This window comes from Pelodictyon luteolum (assembly GCF_001622165.1).
Lineage (GTDB): Bacteria > Bacteroidota > Chlorobiia > Chlorobiales > Chlorobiaceae > Chlorobium > Chlorobium luteolum_B.
This window is the reverse complement of sequence record NZ_LVWG01000028.1, coordinates 12,696-34,875: the sequence shown is the minus strand read 5'-3', so window position 1 is coordinate 34,875 and position 22,180 is coordinate 12,696. Positions and strand designations below refer to the sequence as shown.

The 22,180-nt window shown below is 54.2% G+C and carries 17 protein-coding genes; 13 read left to right on the top strand and 4 right to left on the bottom strand.

Annotated elements, in window-relative coordinates:
• The 10 genes from A3K90_RS05240 to A3K90_RS05195 form a co-directional block, all read left to right on the top strand.
• Window positions 1–2,475, top strand: a 2,475-nt coding sequence (locus tag A3K90_RS05240; RefSeq protein WP_303681513.1) for a DUF6079 family protein, incomplete at its 5' end; no start/stop codon positions are given.
• 3 nt (window positions 2,476–2,478) lie between these two features.
• Window positions 2,479–4,245: a Fic family protein gene (locus A3K90_RS05235; protein ID WP_303681512.1), complete on the top strand. Its 1,767-nt coding sequence runs from the start codon at window positions 2,479–2,481 to the stop codon at window positions 4,243–4,245.
• Window positions 4,245–7,025 carry a DNA methyltransferase gene (locus A3K90_RS05230; RefSeq protein ID WP_303681511.1) on the top strand — a complete coding sequence of 927 codons (2,781 nt, stop codon included), beginning with the start codon at window positions 4,245–4,247 and terminating at the stop codon, window positions 7,023–7,025. The genes A3K90_RS05235 and A3K90_RS05230 overlap by 1 nt, the downstream gene beginning before the upstream one ends.
• Window positions 7,026–7,027: 2 nt before the next feature.
• Window positions 7,028–8,743, top strand: a complete 1,716-nt coding sequence (locus A3K90_RS05225) for an ATP-dependent endonuclease (RefSeq protein WP_303681510.1) — start codon at window positions 7,028–7,030, stop codon at window positions 8,741–8,743.
• Window positions 8,740–10,620 (top strand): ATP-dependent helicase, encoded by a 1,881-nt coding sequence (locus A3K90_RS05220; protein WP_303681509.1) that lies wholly within the window; start codon window positions 8,740–8,742, stop codon window positions 10,618–10,620. Before A3K90_RS05225 ends, A3K90_RS05220 begins: the two co-directional genes overlap by 4 nt.
• On the top strand, window positions 10,613–13,507 hold the full coding sequence (locus A3K90_RS05215; protein WP_303681508.1) for a DEAD/DEAH box helicase: 2,895 nt from the start codon (window positions 10,613–10,615) through the stop codon (window positions 13,505–13,507). Before A3K90_RS05220 ends, A3K90_RS05215 begins: the two co-directional genes overlap by 8 nt.
• Window positions 13,507–15,501, top strand: coding sequence for a BREX-3 system phosphatase PglZ (gene pglZ / locus A3K90_RS05210; protein ID WP_303681507.1), 1,995 nt, complete (start codon window positions 13,507–13,509; stop codon window positions 15,499–15,501). The genes A3K90_RS05215 and pglZ overlap by 1 nt, the downstream gene beginning before the upstream one ends.
• A complete protein-coding gene (locus A3K90_RS05205; RefSeq protein WP_303681506.1) occupies window positions 15,501–16,250 on the top strand; it encodes a hypothetical protein in 750 nt (249 codons plus the stop codon). The genes pglZ and A3K90_RS05205 overlap by 1 nt, the downstream gene beginning before the upstream one ends.
• A gap of 131 nt (window positions 16,251–16,381) precedes the next feature.
• Window positions 16,382–17,263, top strand: coding sequence for a TIGR02452 family protein (locus A3K90_RS05200; protein WP_303681505.1), 882 nt, complete (start codon window positions 16,382–16,384; stop codon window positions 17,261–17,263).
• A 488-nt stretch (window positions 17,264–17,751) separates the two neighbouring features.
• Window positions 17,752–18,126: a rhodanese-like domain-containing protein gene (locus A3K90_RS05195; protein WP_303681504.1), complete on the top strand. Its 375-nt coding sequence runs from the start codon at window positions 17,752–17,754 to the stop codon at window positions 18,124–18,126.
• A gap of 35 nt (window positions 18,127–18,161) precedes the next feature.
• Here the strand turns inward: A3K90_RS05195 and A3K90_RS05190 are convergent, their stop codons facing one another.
• The 3 genes from A3K90_RS05190 to A3K90_RS05180 all read right to left on the bottom strand — a co-directional run bounded on the left by A3K90_RS05190 (window position 18,162) and on the right by A3K90_RS05180 (window position 19,476).
• Window positions 18,162–18,350 (bottom strand): hypothetical protein, encoded by a 189-nt coding sequence (locus A3K90_RS05190; RefSeq protein WP_011357291.1) that lies wholly within the window; start codon window positions 18,348–18,350, stop codon window positions 18,162–18,164.
• A 26-nt stretch (window positions 18,351–18,376) separates the two neighbouring features.
• A complete protein-coding gene (locus A3K90_RS05185) occupies window positions 18,377–18,733 on the bottom strand; it encodes a DUF3127 domain-containing protein (protein ID WP_303681503.1) in 357 nt (118 codons plus the stop codon).
• A gap of 140 nt (window positions 18,734–18,873) precedes the next feature.
• The gene (locus tag A3K90_RS05180; RefSeq protein WP_303681502.1) at window positions 18,874–19,476 is read right to left on the bottom strand and encodes a vWA domain-containing protein; all 603 of its coding nucleotides are present in this window, start codon (window positions 19,474–19,476) and stop codon (window positions 18,874–18,876) included.
• Window positions 19,477–19,677: 201 nt separating this feature from the next.
• On the opposite strand from A3K90_RS05180, the gene A3K90_RS05175 reads away from it, so the two are divergent.
• Both A3K90_RS05175 and A3K90_RS05170 read left to right on the top strand, forming a co-directional pair.
• Window positions 19,678–20,295 carry a helix-turn-helix domain-containing protein gene (locus A3K90_RS05175; protein WP_303681500.1) on the top strand — a complete coding sequence of 206 codons (618 nt, stop codon included), beginning with the start codon at window positions 19,678–19,680 and terminating at the stop codon, window positions 20,293–20,295.
• 112 nt (window positions 20,296–20,407) lie between these two features.
• Complete coding sequence (locus A3K90_RS05170; protein ID WP_303681499.1) at window positions 20,408–21,001, top strand: 3'-5' exonuclease; 594 nt, start codon at window positions 20,408–20,410, stop codon at window positions 20,999–21,001.
• Window positions 21,002–21,063: 62 nt separating this feature from the next.
• On the opposite strand, the gene A3K90_RS05165 is transcribed toward A3K90_RS05170, so the two are convergent.
• Window positions 21,064–21,645: a hypothetical protein gene (locus A3K90_RS05165; protein ID WP_303681497.1), complete on the bottom strand. Its 582-nt coding sequence runs from the start codon at window positions 21,643–21,645 to the stop codon at window positions 21,064–21,066.
• 256 nt (window positions 21,646–21,901) lie between these two features.
• Between A3K90_RS05165 and A3K90_RS05160 the strand changes: the two genes are divergently transcribed.
• Entirely contained in the window at window positions 21,902–22,171 is a 270-nt protein-coding gene (locus A3K90_RS05160; RefSeq protein WP_303681496.1) for a hypothetical protein, read from the top strand.
• Window positions 22,172–22,180 lie beyond the last annotated feature (9 nt).

The following is a 22,180-nucleotide window of genomic DNA, read 5'->3' as shown; positions in this document are numbered from 1 at the left end:
CTCTGCCTGTTTGATCCACTGATTGCCGAGCTGGGCAGTGATGAACCCGATAAAGACCTTCAGACCCATGTGGAAACAGTTCTGCGCGAGATCCACAAAACGGTCAGCGGACAGTTCATTTCCTTCAATGCAGATAACCGCCAGTTCTACCTCGATCTGCAGAAGACCGACGATTTCGATGCCCTGATTGACAAACGAGCCGAAAGCCTGGGCCAGGCTCAGCTCGACCGATTCTATTATGAGGCGCTCAAGCGGGTCATGGAATGCCAAGATGTAACCTATGTGACCGGTTACAAGATCTGGCAGCATGAGCTCGTCTGGCAGGAGCATAAAGCAGCCCGAACCGGCTACCTCTTTTTCGGGGCTCCCAATGAACGCTCCACCGCTGTGCCGCAGCGGGACTTCTACATCTACTTTATCCAGCCCAACGATCCTCCGCGCTTTAGGGATGACAAGGTGAATGACGAGGTCTTTTTCCGCCTGAAAGGCACCGACGAGGAGTTCCTGACTGCGCTCAAGAGCTATGCGGCTGCGCTGGATCTTGCGGGTAGTTCTTCTGGCCATGCCAAGGCTACGTATGAAGCCAAAGCCAACGGCTTTCTGAAGAATCTGGTCCAGTGGTTGCAGAAGCATATGGCAGATGCTTTCGAGGTTACCTACCAAGGGCGGACAAAATCAATGAATGAGTGGGCTAAGGGGAAATCCATCAGGGATTTGTCCGGCATATCTCCTCATGAGACCATCAACTTCCGTGACTTGGTCAACACCATTGCAGGGATTTGTCTGGCACCGAATTTTGAGAACCTTGCACCAGAACATCCTTTTTTCTCGGCTCTTATCACCGGAAGTAACCGCACTCAAGCTGCGGAGGATGCGCTTCGGGCCATTGCCGGGCAGAACCGCACAAAGCAGGCCACGGCCGTGCTGGACGCCCTGGAACTGCTCGATGGCGAGAAGGTCAGCCCCTACAAATCGAAGTACGCCAAGTTCATCCAGGGAGCGGTCGCTGCCAAAGGCCACGGTCAGGTGATCAACCGCAGCGAGATCATTCAGGATGAGCACGGGGTCGAGTACATGAACCCGGGGGTGGCACGATTGGAGCCGGAATGGGTGGTCGTCATCTTGGCTGCATTGGTTTACTCTGGTGATATCGTGCTCTCTATCCCGGGTAGGAAATTCGATGCCACCGGGCTACCGCAGCTTGCTGCGACCGGCATGGAAGAACTGGTCCGATTTAAACACCTGGAGCAACCGAAAGAATGGAACCTGCCGGCGCTCAAGGCGCTGTTCGAGCTACTCGGCATGACGCCAGGCATGGCCCAGCTCGTTACTCAAGGCAAGGATGAACCAGTGCAGAACCTGCAGCAGGCGGTGGGCAAGATCGTGAAGCGTCTTGTCATGACCCAGCAGACTTTGCGCGAAGGGCTTTCGTTCTGGGGGCTGGATCTGCTTGCGGGCACTGACCTCGCCAGCCAGGCCAGCGGGCTGGACGAGGCCAAGGCCTTTTTTGAATCGCTTCAGGCCTATTCCTCGCCGGGGAAGTTGAAAAACTTCCGTTACAGCTCTTCCGAGGTTCTGGCCCATGAAAAGGCCGTGAAGGCCTTGGACGAGCTGGATGCCTTGCGCGCGTTCATCATGGATCACAGCCCGACGGCGTCCTGGCTCTCCACCGCCGAGGCGGTGCTGCCTGCCGACCATGACTGGGTGGATCGCATGAAGACTACCCGGAAGGATGTGCTGGAGGCCCTCAAGCAGGCCGATCTCTCAGAGCTGACCAGCCAGTCCCAGAGCATCGAGGCAAAACTGCAGCAGCTGAAGAAGGAATACATCGTCGCATACATCGGCCTGCACACCAAGGCCCGGCTGGGCGTGAACGACGACAAGCGCAAGGCAGGACTGCTCAACGACCAGCGGCTGCAAACCCTGCTCAAATTGGCCGGTATCGACCTGATGCCCCGGCAGCAGCTCACCGACTACCAGAACCGCCTGGCCGGACTGAAGAGCTGCTTCGCCCTGACCGAGCAGAACCTCGACGCCTCGCCCATCTGCCCGCATTGCGGGTTCCGGCCTTCGTTGGAAAACAGTACGGTAGGTGGTGCACAGATGATCGAACAGATGGATGCCCAGCTCGACACCATGGTGGAAAATTGGACTGCCACTATTCTCGGCAATCTGGAAGACCCGATCACTCGATCCAATATGGATCTCTTGAAAATTGATGACCGTGAACCGCTGGAGGCATTCATCAAGTCGAAGGAACTACCGGTACCGTTGGACAGCAACGTTGTACATGCCTTGAAGGAAGTCCTCTCCGGCCTGGTCAAAGTTCCCGTCAAGGCAGTAGAGCTGCAGCACGCATTGCAGGTTACCGGTGGTCCGGCAACTCCCATGGAAATGAAGAAGCGCTTTGAGGAGTACATTGATCAACTCACCAAGGGCAAGGATCCGGCCAAGGTGCGGATCGTTATGGAGTAATACATGACCAAGGATGAACTGATCACCAGGCTCAAAGGCTACGAATGGACCGATTTCGAGTGTAAGAAAGCATATCGTGATGTCCCTAAAGATGCCTATTCCACTGTTAGCGCCTTTGCCAACACACAGGGAGGATGGTTGCTTTTTGGCGTATCCGAGAAGGCCGGTGAGCTTGATGTGGCCGGCGTTGACCCGAAAGCCTTTGATCGTGTACAGAATGACTTTCTTTCCACATTGCGGGGAGGCCAGAAACTCAACCATATCATCAGCGCAGAACCACACGTCTACGAGCTGGAAGGCAAGAGAATCCTTGCTTTCTATATTCCGGAATTGCCGCGCCATCAAAAGCCGGTCTATCTGAAAAGCGATCCCCGCGAAACTTATCTTCGCCGTGCAGCCAGTGACGAACGGGTCACTGATGCCGAGCTGCAACGGTTCTTGCGCGACAATGCGATGCGGCCTTGGGATGCCGAAGCTATCGCTGATATGGATGTCCCCCGCTGCTTTGACGAGGAAACGATCAGCTGGTACCGCCAGCAGTTTTATCGCAGAGATCCTGAACAGCGCCAGATCGATGATGCTGTAGCGTTTCTCAGGGAGTGGAATTTTATTGTCGAACAAGACGGGAGCATGCTCCCGACCAGAGCCGGCGTGCTCTTGTTTGGAACAGATCACGCCGTCCGCCAGCTTTTGCCTCGCCCTGTTCTTGATTACCAGAGGATCGACACCCGGTTTGAAAACTGGTCGAGCGATGATCGCTGGCATGATCGCCTGATCTTTGAGGAAAACATCTTCAAGACCTGGCGGGGCCTCGTTGCAAAATACATGCGGCTTGCCGATCATCCCTTTTCACTCGATCCGGCTACCTTGCGTCGAAACGATGATCCCCCCGATTATGTCTCCTTCCGGGAAGCGGCCATCAACCTGCTGATCCATCAGGATTACGGTGATCCTTACAGGAAAGCGGCCATCAAATTCTTCACTGATCGCACGATCTTCTGGAACCCGGGAGATGCTTTTTATACGGAGTCCGAACTGCTTGATCCAACAGAGAAGGAGGTCCGCAATCCATCCATTGTAAAAGCGTTTCGCAGAATAGGGATGAGCGATCAGGCCGGCTCGGGTATTCGCGCCATTTTCCGGAACTGGCGGGATCTCGGCCACGTGCCGCCAGAGATCAGGAACGACAAGTCAAGGAAATCCTTTGAGATTGTTCTCTTAAAGCAACCGCTGATAACAGAAAAACAGCGGACGTTCTTGCAAACGATTGGCGTGAGCCTGAATGCAGACGAAGCCGACGTTTTCGCATTCGTAGCCGAGAAAGGAAGCGTCGATCTGACCGACATCCGCGCATTAACCAATGCAACAACGGCAAAGGCAAAAGCACTGGCTGAGAGCTTGGTAAAAAAACTCATGCTGGTGGCAATTTCTGAAAATGCTTTTGAGCTGGCCCCCTCTATGAAAATGCATTACGGCCATGACGGGATGAACGTGCCTGGTGTTCAGACAACCCCCGAAGTCGCCCCCGAAGCGGCCCCCGAAGTTTCCCCCGAAGTGCGCAGAATGCTGTCTGTACTTATTGGCGAAAGGAGCCGTGCTGAACTGATGGCTGCATTGAGCCTGAAGGATGAAAAACACTTTCGCGAGTATTATCAGCAGGCGGCTATTTCTGTCGGTCTGATAGAGATGACCATTCCCGATAAACCCCGTAGCAGCAAACAAAAATATCGACTCACCGCAATGGGCAAAGCTATTTTGGAGAATCAATAATGACCACACAGGATCTGTTTGGCGAAACATCAGTCCAGCCGCCGAAGCCCTCCGGCCCGGTGACTTGCCTTGGCATGACCTTCGAGAATGACGAGGCCCGTCGAGCCCACTTTACCGAGGAGTTGCGCAAGAAGCTGCAGGACCCGGAGTTCCGCAAGATCGAAGGCTTCCCCATCGGCAGCGACGAGGCCATCCTGAACCTGAGCGATCCGCCGTATTACACCGCCTGCCCGAACCCGTGGATCGCCGACTTCATCGCCGAGTGGGAAGCGCAGAAGCCTGAGCAGCCCGAAGGCAACCACTATCACCGTGAGCCTTTTGCGGCCGACGTGAGCGAGGGTAAGAACGACCCTATCTACAACGCGCACTCTTATCACACCAAGGTGCCGCATAAGGCCATCATGCGTTACATCCTCCATTACACGCAGCCGGGGGACATCGTGTTCGACGGTTTCTGTGGAACCGGCATGACGGGTGTGGCCGCGCAGATGTGTGGAAATAGAAACGAAGTCGCCTCCTTAGGTTACCAAGTTAAGCAGGACGGGACCATTTTGCAGGAAGAGATTGGCGAAAACGGGAAAAAGACATGGACTTTCTTTTCCAGATTTGGGGCAAGACGAGCTGCGCTGAACGACTTGTCACCTGCTGCTACCTATATAGCCCATAACTATAACACGCCAGTAAATTCACTAGAGTTTGAAAGAGAAACTAATCGCATCCTTAAGGAAGTTGAAAAAGAATGCGCCTGGATGTTTCAGACAAAGCACTCGGACGGGCGATTAGGCACGATAAACTACACTGTTTGGTCGGATGTGTTTGTCTGCCCGGAATGCGCCAATGAAATTGTGTTCTGGGATGCCGCAGTTGACCATGACAAGGGGAAAGTTAATGACGATTTCCCATGCCCACACTGCACAGCTCAATTGACAAAACGAAAACTGGACCGTTCTTGGGTTACTGTCTTTGATAAGGAGCTCAACGAAACCATAAAGCAGGCGAAACAGACTCCTGTTCTCATTAACTACAGCGTTGCGGGGAAAAGGTTTGAAAAAAAACCGGACGATGCTGACCTCGCACTCCAGCGTAAGATTGATGATGGTCCGATACCATATCCTTTCCCCAAAAATCGAATGATGCCAGGGAAAGAAACCCGCCGTAACGACCCCATGGGAATTACTCATGTGCATCACTTTTACACACGGCAAAATCTATGGGTAATCGCAGCCACATTGGCAAAATTGCCAAGCTTGAACTATGCGATAACGCTATTGCCGGTAATTTGGACAAACACAAAGCTATACCGATATAGGTGGGCAGCTGGTGGTGGCCCACTCGCAGGAACGTTATTCATACCATCCTTGATAAAAGATATTTCTCTTCTCAAGTCACTTTCCGATTATTTCAAGAAGGGAGTCAGGAAGAAGCGGTTGCTTGAGAAAATGACTCCGCAAATGATCATGACTAGCTCATCATCAGAGATGCAGCAGATACCTGATGATTCTGTCGACTATATTTTTACTGACCCTCCCTTTGGGGCCAACCTGAATTATTCAGAACTCAATTTTCTTTGGGAGTCGTGGTTAAAGGTACTGACAAACTATGACACAGAAGCAATTGAAAATGACGCTCACAAAAAGGGATCGATTGAATACCGCTCAATAATGGCTGCTTGCTTCGGCGAGTTCTATAGAAAGTTGAAACCTGGCCGTTGGATGACAGTTGAATTTTCAAATACTAAGGCTTCAGTATGGAATAGCATCCAAACAGCACTAAATGAAGCAGGCTTTATTGTCGCCAATGTTTCTGCACTAGACAAGAAACAGGGAAGTTTTAAAGCGGTTACTACTCCGACCGCCGTGAAGCAAGATCTTGTTATCTCAGCCTATAAACCCAATGGCGGTTTTGAAGAGCGCTTCCAGAAAGAGGCGCAAACCGAAGAAGGCGTGTGGGATTTTGTCCGAACCCACCTAAAGTATCTGCCAGTCACCAAGCGCCAAGGGCCACTAATGCTTTTCGTCCCCGAGCGCGACCCACGCATCCTGTTCGACCAGATGATTGCGTTCTACGTCCGCAAGGGTTACCCCGTGCCGATCTCCAGCCAGGAGTTCCAGGTCGGACTGGCGCAACGCTTCATTGAGCGTGACGGCATGTATTTCCTGCCGGATCAGGTGGCCGAATACGACCGTAAGAAGATGACCTCGGGTGAACTCAAGCAGATGTCCATGTTCGTCTCCGACGAGGCCTCCGCCATCCAATGGCTTCGCCAGCTCATCAAGGAAAAGCCGCAGACCTTCTCCGACATCAATCCGCAGTTCATGCAGCAGCTCGGCGGTTGGAGCAAGAACGAAGCCCAGCTCGACCTTCGTGAACTGCTGAACCAGAACTTCCTCAGCTACGACGGCAAAGGCCCTGTTCCAGAGCAGATCCACGCCTACCTTTCCACCAACTGGAAAGAGCTGCGCAATCTGCCCAAAGATGATCCGGCGCTGGTGACCAAAGCCCGTGACCGTTGGTATGTGCCCGACCCCAACAAGGCGGGCGACCTCGAGAAGCTGCGAGAGAAGGCGCTGCTCAAGGAGTTCGAGGAATACAAAGAGGTCAAGAAGAAACTCAAGGTCTTCCGCCTGGAAGCTGTTCGCGCCGGATTCAAGAAAGCCTGGCAGGAACGCGACTACGCCGTCATCGTCGCCGTGGCCGACAAGATCCCGAACAACGTCCTGGAAGAAGACCCCAAGCTGCTCATGTGGTACGACCAGGCGGTAACAAGAATGGGAGGATAATCATGCGCCTGAGCAAGATCGCAGTCGACAATTTTCGCGGCATCGAGCATGTGGAGATCGAACTTGACCGCGATGTTACGGTCCTGGTCGGCGAGAACAACACGGGAAAGACAAGCGTTCTGGAGGCGCTTCGCTTGTGCCTCGACATTGTTAGATCCGATAAGACCTGCAACTTCTCAGAGTTTGACTTCTACCGAGATCAGACGCGGGCTGATCTTTTGTCGTGCCAGCCGATCAGCATCACTCTCAGCTTCCTTGAGTCCGAAGATCATCTTTGGCCAGAGCACATCACGCAGGGACTAAATGACGTGATCGTCGGCAGCGACTTCTCCGCAATCAAGTTTCGGATTACGGCAAGATACGACGCGGATGCAGGCGAACCTGTCCAGAGCTGGAGCTTCCACGATGACGCCGGCAACGAGATGGTAGGCAAGGGCGGAATGATCAAGGAGCTACGGCGACTGAGGCCGTTCTTCTTCCAAACAGCTCTCCGTGCGGCGAAAGATCAATTCCACGGGCAGTCGACCTATTGGGCCTCGTTTTTGAAGAGCAAGGACATCGACGATGCCACGCGACGGGCACTGGAAGATGAACTTTACAAAGTGAATCAGAAGATCGTGAATGCCCATGCGAGCTTCAAGGATGTAACTGATGAGGTGAAACGCATCTCCGACCTTGTGGCCGTTGGGCAGGCTGACGCCGTAACCGTCGATCCGGCTCCAGCCGACGTCTACAAAGCGCTCAGGTATACGGATGTAAACTTGTTGACCGCATCCAGTGCGAAGATTCCAATTCGCAGTCACGGCGAGGGGACACAGAGCCTCTCCGTTCTGTTACTGTTCAGTGCCTATCTCAAGACGCGCATTCAGGCAGATGTCGATAGGCACGCCGAACCGATCATCGCTATAGAGGAGCCAGAGGCACACCTACACCCAAATGCCGTCCGAGCAGTGTGGCACCTTCTCCGCGGTTTCCCGGGTCAGAAGATCGTGGCGACACACTCGGGTGACATCTTGTCCGAAGTGCCCGTTTCGAAACTCCGAAGGATGAAGCGCAATGGCACAGCTACCGAGTGCAAGGCCATTCCTGAAGAGTTGTTGTCAGATGAGGAGTTGCGCAAGTTCAACCACCATGTTCGGCGGAATCGCGGCGAACTGCTGTTTGCCCGTAGTTGGCTCCTTGTGGAAGGAGAGACGGATGTCTCGGTTTTTGCTGAATGCGCGGACGTCCTGGGTGTCGATCTTCACGGGAAGGGCGTGCGCATCGTAGAGTGCAGCCAGGCTGGAGGCCCGGGCATCTTCATCAAGGTGGCGGATGCACTTGGTATCCATTGGCACCTGATCGCAGATGGCGATGACGGTGGCCAGAAGTACATCGATGACGCCAAAGCTCTGCTGAACGGAAGGCCTGAAACTGATCACATCTCTCCTCTAACATTTTCTAATATCGATGTTCTGTTGTGCTGCTCCGGCTATGGGCAGCCCTACAGGGACGGGGTTGGCCCACAGAAAGATGCGGAACTCACAGGACTGACCATCGGCAGCACCGAGTATTGGGAGAAGGTGTATATGATCGTCAACAAGGCGAGGAGGTTCTCCAAACCGGAAGCCGCCCTAAAGTCCATCCTGGAAATGAAGACGGCGGGGGTAGATGGCGTACCCAGAGAACTGACGGACATTCTCAACCGAATCACTACCTTGGGAGACGCGAATCCATGACAATCACCATTGACATGCTGAACGCGAATCAGAGACAGGCTGCCGACTGGAATGAGGGGCCGCTGCTCGTACTGGCGGGGCCAGGCTCAGGTAAAACCGCCGTTCTGACTTTGCGCATCGCCAACCTGATCACGAACAGCCCGAACGAGAGCTTCCGAATACTGGGGCTCACGTTCACGGTCAAGGCTGCAAACGAGATGCAGAATCGCATCCGAGAGCTAACAGGCGAAGAGTCACGACGCATCAAGCTCTGTACCTTCCACTCATTCTGCACGGACTTGCTTCGTCAACATGGAAGCCACCTGGGGCTGAAGCCCAACTTCTCCGTGATTACCGACGACAAGGATCGTCTCGCACTTCTTGGTGAAATGCGAGACAGCGGTGAACTGGAGATTGATGATCCCGAGGATTCCCTGAAGAAGATCGATACCATGTTTACGCATGGGATCACAGCCGACGAGCTGCCGGAACACTTCGATGCGGGGCAGGAAGACATGTGTCGCGCATTGCAGGATGTGTTTAAAGGCTACATGGCAAGGCTGGTCAAAGAGAACCAGCTCGATTTTGGCTCCATGCTCCACTACACACGGGAACTGCTGGCGTCGAAGCCGCGCATCGCGAGACAGGTCAGGACAGTTTACCGATACGTGTGTGTCGATGAATTCCAGGATACAAATCTCGCACAGTACAGAGTGCTTCGTTTGGTTGCCCCTGACTCGTCCTCCAATCTCTTCGTGGTGGCGGATGATGACCAGATCATCTTTCAGTGGAACGGCGCAGACCCGAAACGACTGGAAGAGCTTAAGCGTGATTATGATCCTCAGATAATCCAGCTCCCTGAGAATTACCGTTGTCCGGCGGAGGTCGTCGAAATAGCAAACCGCCTGATTGCGCACAATCCCGGTAGGGCGTCATCCAAGCTTGATGGCGTCTCGCAGAATCAAGTGGAGGGGTCAGTAAAGCTGGAATCTTTCGCGGACTTCGACGACGAGATTGCGAGACTGATTTCAGAGATTGAGCCCATTCCAAAAAACCACCGAGAAACCTGCCTAGTCATCGCACGTAGCAACAAGCTGCTGGTGCAAATTCAGGCGGCCATGCATGAGGAAGGGCTGAACGCGGAGATTGTCAGCAGGCACCAAGACTTCGCCAGTCCCCTGGTGCAGCTCATGTATTTCGCTCTGAAGGTAGCCAACGCGCCTGATTCCCGCAGCCTGCTCAACAAGCTTTGTTCGGCAGCCACGTTGGTGAACGACATTACTGTCTCTGCGGAGGATGTCTCGGCCAAAGCCAAGGTGGAAGATATCACTCCACTTCGTGCATTTTTTGCGTTTGCAGCGACGAGTGAAACCCTCAAGCCCTTTGCTGCCAGTGGGCAAGAGTTGTTGTGTGATTCCCTAGACTATCCCAGATTTGTGGAGGCGTGCTTCGGGCTGTTTGACGAGCTCAATGTGACCGACTGTGAAGAAGAGGTTTACCCCGACTATGTGGACGACAAGAAGAACTGGCTTCGCATCGCACACGATATTCGCCGTTCGCATGGCAAAACCGTGAGCCTCCACATCTTCCTGCAGGAAATGGACCTATCGCCAAAAGCGAAAGCACTATCGAGGGATTGCGTGCGGCTCCAAACTGTACATACAGCCAAGGGCGTGGAATTCGACAACGTGTTCGTGATCGGACTGGCCGAGGAGCAGTTCCCGACTTACTTCGCGATCAAGAAAGGCGAGATAGCCATCCGAGAGGAGCGCCGGAATTGCTTCGTGGCAATCACACGGTCTTCGCAGAACTTGTATCTGAGTTACGCTCAAAGCTACTTCGGATGGAGCAAGCGCCCCTCGAGATTCCTGAACGAGATGGGGTTGTTGGATGGGTGACTTTTGGCAATATAGCGCCGTTCATAACAGCGCCTGCAAGGTCATCGAAGAACAGACCTTGTGGGGGCAGACGATGTGCCGTGTCTGGTTGCCGAATCAGGATGCGGTGGTGCGCGTGCATCGCTCTGCCTTGCGGCCGCTTTGTGCCGATCTTGAGCCTGAAATTGAGGCTGGGCGCATTGCTTATGTGGCAGCTGCAGCCAAGGTAGCAGAGGTGCTTGAGGGGTTCTCAAATGGCATTGAAGGCCATGTGCTGCTGGCGCCCATGGAGTCCAACGTCATTCCGCTGCCGCATCAAATTAACGCGTTGTCTCGTGCCATTTCGGGTGACCGTGTGCGTTACCTGCTGGCCGACGAGGTGGGTCTCGGCAAGACCATCGAGGCCGGGCTGGTCATGCGCGAACTCAAGCTGCGCGGACTGGTGCGTCGGACATTGGTCGTCTCGCCGAAGGGAATCGCTACCCAGTGGGTGGCGGAAATGCAGACCCACTTCAACGAGCAGTTCCAGCTCGTGCTGGGCGACGACATCGGCACATTGCAACGCCTGGCACCAGGGGCGGATCACCGGAGCTCAGCCTGGTCGATGTTTGATCAGGTCATCGTCTCCCTGGATTCGGTCAAACCCATGGACAAGCGGCGCGGCTGGACCGCCGAGCGCGTCGCCGAATACAACCGCAGCCGGTTCGAGGATCTGATCACCGCTGGTTGGGATCTGGTGGTGGTGGACGAAGCGCACCGCTTGGGCGGCAGCACCGATCAGGTCGCCCGGTACAAACTTGGCAAGGGGCTGGCGGAGGCTGCGCCCTATGTGCTACTGCTTTCGGCCACACCCCACCAGGGGAAGACCGATGCTTTTCATCGCCTGATGAACCTGCTGGATGACGGCGCTTTTCCGGATACGGATAGTGTTTCCCGCGACCGGGTAGCTCCGTATGTTATCCGCACCGAGAAGCGCAAGGCCATTGATGCTGACGGAAAGCCCCTCTTTAAACCCCGCAGGACTCAGATGGTTCCGGTATCCTGGGAAAGTCGTCATCACTTACAGAAGCTTCTCTATGATGCAGTGACCGATTATGTGCGCGAGGGGTACAATCAGGCCATGCTGCAGAAGAAGCGTCACATCGGCTTTCTGATGATCCTGATGCAGCGCTTGGTGGTGTCCAGTACTCGTGCGATCCGCACCACACTGGAACGGCGACTCATTGCACTGCAGGAAGGAGAACAGCAAGCCAGCTTGCGCATGGCAGAGCATGAAAACAGTGTGGACGGATCGGAACGCTCAGACGATGAAATAGCCGAGTTGTATGACATGGACGGTCAGGAGCTGCTCGGCGAATTGCTGCAATCCCGGGTGTCGGCTCTGCAAAGCGAGTGCATACATGTTGAGGCATTGCTTGACGCGGCTGTTCGTTGTGAGCAGGCTGGACCGGATGCCAAGGCCGAGGCTCTGATCGAGTGGATCTACAAGCTGCAAGCCGAGGAAAACGAACCGGATCTGAAGGTGCTGATCTTCACCGAGTTCGTGCCGACCCAGCAGATGCTGAAGGAGTTTCTGGAAGCCCGGGGAATCTCTGTGGTCACCCTGAACGGCTCCATGGCCATGGAGGAACGTGGGGTAGCCCAGGATGCCTTCCGCAAATCGCACCGCGTATTGGTCTCCACCGATGCCGGCGGTGAGGGTCTGAACCTGCAGTTCGCCCACGTCATCATCAACTACGACATCCCCTGGAACCCCATGCGCCTCGAGCAGCGGATCGGTCGCGTGGACCGTATCGGCCAGCCAAAAACCGTACAGGCGATCAATTTCGTATTTGAGGATTCGGTAGAGTTCCGTGTGCGTGAAGTGCTGGAGCAGAAGCTCATGGTGATCTTCGAAGAGTTTGGTATCGACAAGACTGGGGATGTGCTCGACTCTGCACAGGCTGGTGAACTGTTTGAAGAGGTGTTTGCTTCTGCCTTCCTTAATCCCGAGGGTATCGAAACCTCCATCGATGACACAATGGCTCGGATGCGGGATGAAATCCGGCATGTGCGCGAGTCCTCCGCCATCTATGGAATCTCCGAAGAGCCGGATGTGCAGGCGGCTGAGCGTCTGCGTTCCCATCCGCTGCCCCATTGGGTGGAGCGGATGACGGTGGGCTACCTCAACTCTCACGGCGGCGCGGCCAGCCGCAAGCGCGCCTGGTGGGATCTGAGTTGGCCTGACGGTCAGGAGTATCGGAAAGCCGTGTTCAGTGTCAGGGAATCGGCTCGTCTTGCGGATGCAACCCTGCTCAATCTCGAAAACAGCCGAGTCCGTGGTCTTGCCTTGAACCTGCCTCAGATTGCGGTTGGCCAACCGTTGCCTTGCGTGACAGTGAACGTCCTGCCATCCAGCATCTCCGGGCTCTGGGGGCTCTTTGAGATTCGTCTTCAGGCAGGAATGCACCAGAAGACACCACTCTTGCGTATCCCAATGGTGCGGCGTGGCTATGTCAGTGTGTTCTTGAGCGAGGAGGGTAAACTGTATCTGCCGACGGCTCGCCATATCTGGGATGCGTTACAGACAGCGGAAGCAGAGGTGCAAACCACCCTCGGGCAGGATGAATCCATCTCCGCCTATGAGCGATTGCAGGAGGCGGCCGAACATGCCGGACAGGAGCTGTTTGACGCTTTGCAGCAGGCGCATCTCGACTCTGTGGCTCGCGAGGATGAACGTGGCATTATGGCGTTTAGCTCACGGCGGAAGGCTATCGAACGAGTTGGACTCCCTGAAGTGCGCCAATACCGTTCGGCTCGCTGTGATGCCGAGGAAACTGCTTGGCGGGATGAACTCAAATCAGCGAGGCAGATCGTTCCGGAAATCCGGTCGCTGCTGATGTTGCGCATCGTTAAGGGAGATGTTTAATGAGTAGCTGGCGAGATGCCATCCTGAACGACTTTGTCCCCAATGTCAGCAAGTTGACGTTGGTCGCGGATTCGGATTCTCTGCTGACCGAGGAGAAGTTGGTATTGGAACTTCGCGGGCGCGGGTTCGACCTGATTGAGTTCAATGATCCGGTCGAATTCAGATCCGCTTATGAGTCCAAGTACCGTTCGATCTGGGACCGGGGTGAACACACCGATCTGGTGGTAGTCCTCCGCTTGCAGGATGCGCAAATGGAATCGCTACCCTACGACCTGCTCCAAGCGGGCCGCAAGCTTTCATTCAACCTAGGGGATCTCTTTCCAAACCTGAGCTATCCGGTCATTGAAAAGCTAGACAGGAGCTTGCTGGATTCGCTTTTCGATGCCCAGCGCAAGTCGCCGCCGGATCGCATGGGCGACAACGCCACCAAGGATTTTACTCTCCGTCATGTGTTCGGCATTGCGCCGGAACTGATTACCAACGACGTGGAACTGCTTCGCGCATTGCTACGTCTGCACTACGGCCAGCATCAGCTCCCGCTGATGTTGGCCGAGCGGTTGGTACAGGTATTGAAAAACCAACAAGCTTTTTCGGAGTGGCCGCTCTCTGACATAGTGCCCGACGATGATTCGTTTTTCGGGTTTTTGCAAGAACGTTGGCCCGTATTCCTGGAAAGCTTTGCCAAGGTATATCACGGACGTGAAAGTGGCTCCGGCTATGGATTCAAGTTCTCTGGCCCGGATCAATTGCCATTTGATCATCAGGATATCAAGGTCTACATTGACAACCTGTTCATTGAAGGGAAACTCGACCCTGTCGAAGTAGTGGATCTTGAAGTGGATGCGGGTGCATGGATAAGAAGCGGTATCACCACTTCCGCTGAGAACGATGATGAACTGCGGATCAATCGACTGTTTGGTATTATTGCCAAAGAGATTCCTTCTGTCGAAGCACGATACACCGAATGGGTGGCCTTTGCGCTAAAATGGGCGGAACTTTCTTCGCTTGTCCATTGCAGTAATAGCACCGAATATCAGACTCGGCATAGAGAAATCGGCGATCCACTGAATACGACCTTTGCTGCGTGGCTTGCTGACCACTACTCCAGTCTGATCAACTTGCCGCCCACCAATCCAGCCATGCTGCACCATGTGCCGCGTCGCCTGGCTCGGGAAATCGAAGACTCCGGTAGCAGTCGTGTAGCGTTGATTGTGGTTGATGGTCTGGCCCTGGATCAGTGGGTGACCATCCGCCAGCTTCTGCAAAAGCAGGATGCCAATCTGGTCATGCGCGAATCCGCGACCTTCGCCTGGATTCCGACGCTGACCTCGGTATCGCGGCAATCGATCTTCTCGGGCAAGCCGCCGCTCTATTTTCCGTCATCCATCAACTCGACCAACAGCGAAGAGAAACTCTGGAAGCAGTTCTGGGAAGGCCATGGTCTGTCACGGCTGGATGTCGCCTACCAGCGAGGCCTTGGCGACGGCGATGCTGCGGGCGTCCTCGACTCCGCAATCCATCCTGGGAAGACCAAGGTGGTGGGGCTGGTCGTGGACAAGGTCGACAAGATTATGCACGGCATGCAACTCGGCTCGGCCGGGATGCACAACCAGATCAAGCAGTGGTGCCATGCAGGATTTCTTTCCGCGCTGGTCGGCCAACTGCTGGATTACGGCTATGAGGTCTGGCTGACGGCCGATCACGGCAACATCCAATGCCACGGCAAAGGCCGCCCATCTGAAGGTGTGATTGCCGAAACTCGCGGCGAGCGTGTTCGTGTCTATCCCACGCCGGAACTCCGCGCTCAGGTGGCTGGGGCCTTCCCGTTTGCCCACGAGTGGCCGCCGGTCGGATTGCCAGCAGATTATTTCCCTCTGGTGGCCGGTGGCCGCGACGCATTCGTGAACCTGGGAGATGTCATCGTAGGTCACGGCGGTGTAGCCATCGAAGAAGTCATTGTGCCCCTTGTGAAGTTTGAAAGGAGGACACGGTGATGGGCAAAAGACACGAAGCCATCGGTATCAAACAGGCGATCCGTTTCGAGTGGATGCAGAAAGCAGCCAATCTGCTGCTGGCGGGACTCGACGCCAAAGCCATACGCCAGGAGTTGCATGAGTTCCTCTCGGACAGAAAAGGCAATGGCTCTGAAGGCGAGCGAAGCGATCAGACCCGGACCTTTGTCGTCAACAATTTGATGAAGATCTGGGTTTCTCCTGACCCTGAGTTGATTCCATTCCGAGATGCTTCATTGGCGTTTCTACGCGACAATCCGTCCATGGCCCTGGCGGTCCAGTGGGGGATGATCTCGGCGGCCTATCCATTCTGGTTCAATGTCGCCCGGCAAACCGGTCGGCTGCTGGCCTTGCAGGAGAAAGTGACCCAGACGCAGATCATCAACCGCTTAAAGGAGCAGTATGGTGACCGGCAGACCGTGAGCCGCTATGCGAAATATGTTGTTCGGTCTTTTGTCGCATGGGGAGTCCTGAGGGATTCCGAGGCCAAGGGGTGCTACGAGAAAGCAACTCCGATTAGAATTTTCGATACTGATCTGGTGATTCTGATGTATGAATCGATTTTGCACGCGACACCAGAAGCAAAAGGTAATTTGGGGCTTATCAAGAACCATCCGGCATTTTTTGCGTTTCTGATGTCAATGATGGCCGGCGATTACATCTCCCAACACAGCGATCGAATACAAATTCTCCGTTACGGGCTGGATGATGAACTTCTCCAGTTGAAGTGAGAAACTGACCATGTTACCTCGAGTTCTGCACCAATAATCATTTAAACGATAGGCGGAAAATCAGGCATGATGACCAACGTATTTCCACCGAGAGGTTTGATCCGTTGCAAGAATTTTATGGAGAAATTACAATGAGCGATACCCTGCCCGCGCTGAGAATACTCGACTGTTTGGATTCACCCGAGATGGCAACATCCTGCCGTCAGGATCTGGATATTCCCCGTTATAAGGCGACAGAGTTGGGGCGATCAGCGGTCGAAGCCGCGAACCGTGGCTTTTACCTCGATAGCAATGGGCGAAAGGTCAATTGGAACAATGCAGTTTCAACCGCCCAGTCATTGACACAGAGCATCCCTCCTGACGCAAAACTTGAAATCTCCAGAGGTACGCTGCTATCAGAAACACGCGTTCAGGTCTGCAACAATACAACGCTTCATGCATCCATTCGCCTCGTTCAAGAAGGGCATCGCCCGCTTGCGCTCAATTTTGCGAACGGCGTTTACCCTGGCGGCGGGTTCCTCAGTGGGGCGCGTGCACAGGAAGAGGTCCTCTGCCGTTCAAGTGCCCTGTATGCGACACTGGTCGACGATCCCATGTACGAATATCACCGGAAGCGCTCCCGACCGGATTCCAGCGATTGGGTGATCTACTCCCCGGATGTCCCGGTTTTTCGTACAGATAGTGGAACCGAACTTGATGAACCGTGGAGTCTGAGCTTCCTTACTTCTGCCGCACCATACGCCCTGTCAATTGGCCAGCCGGAGTCTGGTGACCTCTTGCAGAAACGCATACATCGTATCCTTGCGGTTGCTTCTGCGTATGGTTACGAAGCTCTTGTGCTGGGCGCATGGGGCTGTGGGGCATTCGCAAATGACCCGTATCGCACGGCCCTTGATTTCCGCCATGCATTGGAAGCGGATTTCGCAGGGCACTTTTCAGATGTGGTGTTCGCTGTTGCAGACTGGTCGCCCGAGAGAAGATTCCTTGGCCCGTTCGCGGCCGTATTCTCATGACTGGACCTGCAGGTATTTGTTTGATTGTACAGTTCAGCGAGCGAGCTGCTTTCGGGCCGCCTGAGACATTTTCTTTTTTGCAATGCACCACCCACTGATTCACGCCATCCGTGCAGATATTACAGCCTTGACTATGAATGAGATTGTCTTCTGCTGCTTTTCTGTTGAAGACTTTGCTGCCTACCAACGAGTTCTGTTGCCCGATTGACTGGTAGATGTAGATCTCCAGTCGATAACTGGATGAAAAATATTTTGGTGGTATTTGTGGTGGTATCTTTGCTTTTTTTGTTTATTAAGTTCATATGATATTATATTTTAGGCGTTATATTATAATCCCTCCCTCTCCGCAGACAGAAAAGCCCCCATCGAGGGGGCTTTTTCCGTTATTTCCGACCCATCGACCTGATTCATCACTTTCCCCCTGTGCTTCTTCCCGTGATTTTCGTATTATCCCACGCCAAAATCATTAAACAAGCATATAAGCATATATGGCCAAGGTCAAAGAAGTAAACCCCGCCACCGCATTCGACATGACTAAAAAGGGCGCGCTCATTGTCGACGTCCGTGAGCCGCATGAAGTTGCGAGGAAGTCTTTTGATGTGTCGGATGTGATGCTGGCCCCTATGAGCCATTTTTCAAGCTACATGACGGAAATACCCGCAAACAGGAACATCATCATGGTCTGCCACAGCGGCAGCCGCAGCATCATTGCTGCCAGAATGCTGGCAGAGCACGGCCACAAACGGGTGATCAATATGCAGTACGGCATCGCATACTGGGAACGCGCCGGGCTCCCGATAAAAAAAGCGCCGAAAAAGCCCCCGTTCGCCTGGCTGAAAAAGCTGTTCGGCAAGGAAGGATAAGCGCCCCCCGTCGTCCGCCTTAAGGGGGCGCAGCTTTATCCCTTACGGGGGATGTAGGCGTTCAGTCCGATGGTCAAGGGTTTTCCATCCACTTTCACCTCCGTCACCGCATTTCCCCTGGTGCTTGCCACCACGAGTGTCTTGCCGGAAGAAGACGGCGTAGGTTTCTCAAGATCGATCTCGATACAGAGTTTCCCATCCCTGATTTCCACATGCATGGCCATGGCAACAGCCTCCGTTTAAAGGTTACTTAGAAGGGCATATCGCCGTCATCATACGATGAAGGACCCGAATCATACACGTTCTCTGCGGGTGCAAAGCGTTCACCGCCGCTCTTGCCGCCACCGGCAGCCTCTACTTTCCAAGCCTTCACATCGGTATACCACCGGCCATTGAACTCGCGGCTTTCAAGGTCGAAAGAAACCTTGAGCTGATTTCCCGGCTGCAAAATCGAGCGGTCAGCCTTGTCTCCCCATATGGAGACGCATATCTTTTTCGGGAACTTGCCCTCGGTCTCAATCACCACGTCCTGTTTTCGCCATACCCCGTTTTTTCCATTCCCGGTCTGTTCCGGCAAAACCGAAACCAGTTTCCCTGTCAACTCCATAAGTCTCTCTCTCCTGTCTGTATTGCATAAAAATGCATGCACCGCCAATCACAGCTGCACATCAGAGCAAATATAGCACTTCCGAGGATACTCAGGCTCTCCTGAAAACATTTGCATCCGATGCAATCAGAAGGACAGTTTCAAGCATCACCCGGAGTTGTGCGCATCTCGCTTACCCTGCCCGACAGCATCTCCATGCAGCAGGCCACACCTTCCGGGCTTTTGAGGAATGATGCGGTGGCATCTTGACCGAACCCCAGTTGCTGAGCGTCCTCGATGGCCGAAAGATCAGCGCTGAGGAAAATGAACGACCACCCTTCAGCCGACTTCATGCTGACCATCTTCTCCACCTGCTGCTTCGTGAACATTGTGCTGGAGTTTTCCTGGCCATCAGTGATGAGGGCAACAACGACCGCTTCGGGCCGATGGTTTTCTTCAAGTCTCGCAATGCTGGCCTCTATGTCATTGATCCCCCGGCCAAGCGCATCAAGCAGCGGGGTCATGCCCCTCGGGACATAGGTTTCAGGATTCAGCGCCGCCACCTCGCCGATCGGCATGAACTGCCGGACCACTTCGTAGGAATCCCCCGAATCGAACTGCACAAGCGTAAGGGTGGCCTCCCCCGGCCCCAGCTTCTGACGCTCGACAAACGCGTTCAGTCCACCGATGGTGTCATCACGGATGCTTCCCATTGAACCCGAACGGTCAAGAATGACCGTGATATGCGTATAGCCCTTTTTCATATGATTTCTCCTGTGTTGAAGATGGCTCTCTCTCTTTCTGCAAGCAGCGCAACCATGAGCGTCCTCCGCCCGGTTTCTTGTATATTGCCGGTATAAGCCCGCACCCTGCATTATCAAGCCGCATGAAATGCGGCAGATAAGCGTAGTGCTCAAGACGAACTGCACTTGTTCTATAGTAGAACTATTTGTATACTAATGCAAATGACAGAGGAAAACATCGGACAGAGGATCAAAGAACTCCGCTGCCAAAGGGGACTTTCTCAGGAGGAACTCGCCAGACGGATAGCAATTCCGAGGACCGCCGTCACTAAAATCGAATCGGGCAGTCAGGAGATACGCTTCAGGGAACTGGCGAAATTCGCCGAAGCACTCGGCATCTCCCTCGGAACGCTGGTCGAAGAACGCCGACCGGTTCGGGAGAGTGACGAGAATGCATTTTTCAGGGTATCCGACAGCGCACAGGGATACGGCGATGCACCATGCGGGCTCGAAACGATCCTGCATGTCATCCTTCTCGCTGCTGCCGGCGATCCCCTTCTGGACAGCCGGTGCCTCACAGAAATCGTTCTGCAGGCTGACCGGATGCACCTTGCAGCCTATGGGAAATCCATCTCCGGCATCCCGAAGGGCAGCCGCACGGAAATGGAAATTGCAATCGAAACCACACTCGAAAACATGGTGAGGGGCAATGTGCTGCAAAGAGTCGTCGACAATGAGTCAGCCACCAGGCGGTACCTGCCCCTCAGGATGCCCGACCTTCAGGAACTCACCGCATCGGCATATGTGCTGATTGAAAAAGCTGTCTGCATGAAGAGGTGAGGGGGACGAACTGCAGGGAAATCAGCATCAATCCCCTTCCGGCCACCGCCGGTAATGAATAATAATTGTAATTTACCCCAGGCACTTCCCGCCACCCAAACGGAGCTTATTCATGAAAAAGGTGTTATGGTTCGACCTTGAAACAACAGGAATAGATCCGGACCGCCACGGAATCATTCAGTTTGCCGGTCTGGCGGAAATAGACGGGGTGGTGGCGGAGTCCTTTGAAATCAAGATGCAGCCGCACGATGGGGCGATGATTGAAGATGAAGCGCTTGCGGTAAGCGGTTTCAGCCGGGAACAGATAGCATCCTTCACCCCGCATGCGGAAGCTTATAAGGCCATCGATGGATTTCTTTCGCGACATGTCTCCCGTTTCGAAAGAAATGACAAGTTCTACCCTGCAGGTTACAATGTCCGGTTCGACCTTGATTTTCTGAGCCGGATGTTCCGCCGCTACGACCAGTATGGCCTCGGCTCCTTCATCAACTGGAGATCCCTTGACCCCCAGCCAATCCTGAACATCATGGAGTACATGGGCCGGTTGTCGCTCCCTAACCATAAGCTGCAGGCGGTCTGCGACCATCTCGGGGTACGGCTTGAGAAAGCACATGATGCGCTCGCGGACATCAAAGCCACACGTGAACTCATGGAACTCCTGCTGGAGCATGTTTCGATAGCGCCGTTCACCGGACTGCGCACCTGAAACCATGACAAGCATGTGAGGGATACGCCCGGGGATATAGGGCAACGACAGCCCGCGTCCCCCTATATCCCGTTTATGACATTTCCCCTTACTTCGCAGGCCTCACGGACATCCTCTTCAGTAAAGAGTTCATCGTTATCGCCGCAGATGAAATCGCCATTGACCACATCGGGGCATCCTGCCAGAGACATGAGGCGGTTGGCGGAACAGTCGAAATCGCCGACCTCGGCAGGGGCTCCGACCAGAGAGGTAAGCTCGTTACCCGCACAGGAGTAATTCCCGCCGACAAACGCCGGACCACCATCAAGAGAGTCGAGCATGTTGTCGGAACAATCGAAATCGGCAGCCACTTCCATGGGTCCGCCCTGAAGGGTTGTAAGCTGGTTGCCGGAGCAGTTGAACGCACCGACTATCGGCGGAGCGCCGATGAGGGTGCCGAGCAGGTTATCTGAACAGTCGATGTTGATGTAGGCACCAACGGGACCGCCTTCAAGCGATTCAAGCCTGTTTCCGGAACAATTGAAGTCCCAGCGGACCTCCTGCGGGGCTCCTTCAAGCGAGGTCAACCCTCTCGCGGAACAGTCGATGTTGCCGTCCCCGCTTACTGGGCCCATTGCTTCTCTGAAGGTCAGTTGTTCACTCATTGTTACATCTGTTGAATAGTTCAGGGGCATCTGGAACTGCAAGGGGTAAGGTACGGGTTTCGAGCATGCACACAAAAAGAAGATGTTCACCGATGTGACAAAGCGGTTTTGACCCGGTAGCCCGTAACACCAATCCAGTTGGAAAAATCAGGGTTGAGAAAATGGTTGAGTTCGCCAAGGATGACTGAGCTGAAAACTAATTCGCAAGAAAAAGCATTGTCGTTTTCATCTCCTTGTCATAATCAGGGAGGTTTGTGTGCATGACTACAACAACGATAAAACGATGATGAACATGGCAGACGAAACGACAGTACAGGCACGGGGCGCAACCAGCAGCCTCGTGGATGCAACGGCCCGTCTCGGACAGTTGCAGGTTGAAATGATGGCTGGCGGGCTCAAAGCGGTTCTGGCCCTGCTTGTGCCGCTCAGCAGGGCGTCCGTTGAATTGTCGCTCAGCATGCTGAAGACATTCAGCAGGGTGATGGACGGCGTTACAACCGCCCTTGTCCCGAAGCGGCAGGTCTGAATTTCAGGC

Coding starts and splice junctions, on each gene's coding strand:
- A3K90_RS05235 (WP_303681512.1), top strand. CDS start 2,479: ATGACCAAGGATGAACTGATCACCAGGCTCAAAGGCTACGAATGGACC.
- A3K90_RS05230 (WP_303681511.1), top strand. CDS start 4,245: ATGACCACACAGGATCTGTTTGGCGAAACATCAGTCCAGCCGCCGAAG.
- A3K90_RS05225 (WP_303681510.1), top strand. CDS start 7,028: ATGCGCCTGAGCAAGATCGCAGTCGACAATTTTCGCGGCATCGAGCAT.
- A3K90_RS05220 (WP_303681509.1), top strand. CDS start 8,740: ATGACAATCACCATTGACATGCTGAACGCGAATCAGAGACAGGCTGCC.
- A3K90_RS05215 (WP_303681508.1), top strand. CDS start 10,613: ATGGGTGACTTTTGGCAATATAGCGCCGTTCATAACAGCGCCTGCAAG.
- pglZ (WP_303681507.1), top strand. CDS start 13,507: ATGAGTAGCTGGCGAGATGCCATCCTGAACGACTTTGTCCCCAATGTC.
- A3K90_RS05205 (WP_303681506.1), top strand. CDS start 15,501: ATGGGCAAAAGACACGAAGCCATCGGTATCAAACAGGCGATCCGTTTC.
- A3K90_RS05200 (WP_303681505.1), top strand. CDS start 16,382: ATGAGCGATACCCTGCCCGCGCTGAGAATACTCGACTGTTTGGATTCA.
- A3K90_RS05195 (WP_303681504.1), top strand. CDS start 17,752: ATGGCCAAGGTCAAAGAAGTAAACCCCGCCACCGCATTCGACATGACT.
- A3K90_RS05190 (WP_011357291.1), bottom strand. CDS start 18,350: ATGGCCATGCATGTGGAAATCAGGGATGGGAAACTCTGTATCGAGATC.
- A3K90_RS05185 (WP_303681503.1), bottom strand. CDS start 18,733: ATGGAGTTGACAGGGAAACTGGTTTCGGTTTTGCCGGAACAGACCGGG.
- A3K90_RS05180 (WP_303681502.1), bottom strand. CDS start 19,476: ATGAAAAAGGGCTATACGCATATCACGGTCATTCTTGACCGTTCGGGT.
- A3K90_RS05175 (WP_303681500.1), top strand. CDS start 19,678: ATGACAGAGGAAAACATCGGACAGAGGATCAAAGAACTCCGCTGCCAA.
- A3K90_RS05170 (WP_303681499.1), top strand. CDS start 20,408: ATGAAAAAGGTGTTATGGTTCGACCTTGAAACAACAGGAATAGATCCG.
- A3K90_RS05165 (WP_303681497.1), bottom strand. CDS start 21,645: ATGAGTGAACAACTGACCTTCAGAGAAGCAATGGGCCCAGTAAGCGGG.